3 protein-coding genes are annotated in these 1,861 nt (G+C 27.6%); all 3 read right to left on the bottom strand.

Annotated elements, in window-relative coordinates:
- Positions 1 to 80: 80 nt before the first annotated feature.
- The 3 genes from B5D16_RS12250 to B5D16_RS12240 all read right to left on the bottom strand — a co-directional run bounded on the left by B5D16_RS12250 (position 81) and on the right by B5D16_RS12240 (position 1,641).
- Positions 81 to 272, bottom strand: a complete 192-nt coding sequence (locus tag B5D16_RS12250; protein WP_078767253.1) for a DpnD/PcfM family protein — start codon at positions 270 to 272, stop codon at positions 81 to 83.
- Positions 273 to 437: 165 nt separating this feature from the next.
- Positions 438 to 566 carry a hypothetical protein gene (locus B5D16_RS12750; protein ID WP_278286390.1) on the bottom strand — a complete coding sequence of 43 codons (129 nt, stop codon included), beginning with the start codon at positions 564 to 566 and terminating at the stop codon, positions 438 to 440.
- A gap of 16 nt (positions 567 to 582) precedes the next feature.
- Complete coding sequence (locus B5D16_RS12240) at positions 583 to 1,641, bottom strand: DUF5688 family protein (RefSeq protein ID WP_078767251.1); 1,059 nt, start codon at positions 1,639 to 1,641, stop codon at positions 583 to 585.
- Positions 1,642 to 1,861 lie beyond the last annotated feature (220 nt).

Raw genomic sequence — 1,861 nt, 5'->3', positions numbered from 1 at the left:
TGCCATTTTTATTTACACCTTCCATTAAAGGAATATTTATAATAAAATCTTCATCCTCATTTATACTTTTAAGAATTGTTTTAATTTTTTTCACTAATTCTTCCAATTATCTTCACCTCTTCTTTAACACCAATAGTTTTTCTACTAAGAACAATTTCATCTCTTTCGTACTGCTCATCTACAATGTCTATTGCATCCTTTATACTTTCAGCTTCTATCGTAACAATTCTTGATAATGTTTGTTTTATTTCAACCTGATAAATACTGCTCATTATATTTCATATCTTCCTTTACTATTTTTATCTGCTTTTACCCAGATTTGGATTAAATCTAGGCTTATATATGCTTTCTTTGGTATTGTATTCATAATACTTTCTCCTAACCAAAAAGGAGCTGAAAACCAGCTCCTTATAAAATGATATTGTTTTCTTTTTAGATTATTTATTTTTATCCTTATCATTCTTTGATAACTCTTTTAATGCTTCTGCATACTTTTCAAGTCTTTCCTTTTGTTTGTTATTGTTATCGTTTTTTTCATTAATTTCAACCTGATATGTAATACTCATTTAGTTCACTTCCTTTCTACCTGCTCTTACCCTGATTAGGATTGCTGACATTTCTTCTAATATCTTCTTCCAGTTTCTGATCAAGTTTTGGAGCTTCTTCTGTTTTTACAATTTTTAATTTCATTTCTTCTTTATCAAACTTATATAGATTATCTGATAACTTATCTGTTAATTCAACACATGTTGAATTAACTTCGCTTATCATCGGTTTGATTTCCATCGGATCTAGCAACTCCGAATCTGGAATAATAATAAGCTCATGAATCGAAGATGGAATAATATAAAAATTCTTATCAAGTGCATTTGCTATTTTTTTCATATCATCCTCAAAAAGCATACATGTTGCGCCATTAACTTTATCCTCAGATATTAGCACAAATAAAGGTATTGTCATATTATTCATTATATTATCATCAAAAAACTCTTTTAAATCAGCTTCTGCTATACTATCCAAGTTTACTTCAGGATTACTTGATTTTTCAAATGCTACAAACCCTAATATTTCATTAAGCATAGAGTTCATATCCACCAATTTTGGTTGCTTTATTCTTTTTGTATTTTCAAGAGCAATTTTACCAAGTTCATCTTTACTTATATTCCACATATTAAAAATATTATCTGTTACTTTTATTGATGCTTCTGGAGAAAGCTGAATTTGAAAAACAGCTGACATATCAAGATGTTGTATACTAGGAACATCTTTTAAGAATTCCTTATTATTCTCAGTATTAATTAACTTAAAAACAATCTTATCCTTTACTGCATCAAAATTCTTAACATCTGGTACTATAAAATCTGGTTCCTGGCTTTTATACGTATCATAAATTATTCTACATATATTTCCCATTTCCAAACTTTCATTATTTTTGTAACTTTCATATAAATCATCCAAATATATAATTGGAGAAATATTTTTATCTACATTAATAAATAATCCTTTACGTCTGTTGTCGTTATTTTTTAATACATCTTTAATTGTTACTTCTGCATTTGCATATCCTTCTGGGAAGTATTCTAAGATATGTTCTCTGATATATTCAATAAATACATCATATTCTAGTTTTTTTTCATCCATGTTTCTATCTCCTTTACTTATTCTTATATTCTTTCTTTATGTTTTTTTCTGTATTTTCTTTCAAAATAGTTCAAACAAAACTTTATTTCATCTTCTCCAATCAACTTACGGAACCTTGCCACAATGCCTGGGTGAATGTCTTGAATAGATTATCACTTCATCATCTTCGGTTATTACAGCATAATAATTTTTCGATTCAATAATATTCTTACTAACCATG

The sequence above is a fragment of the Eubacterium uniforme genome, assembly GCF_900167115.1.
GTDB lineage: Bacteria > Bacillota > Clostridia > Lachnospirales > Lachnospiraceae > Eubacterium_S > Eubacterium_S uniforme.
Note: the sequence above shows the minus strand (reverse complement) of the source record. Positions and strands in the feature narration are given on the sequence as shown.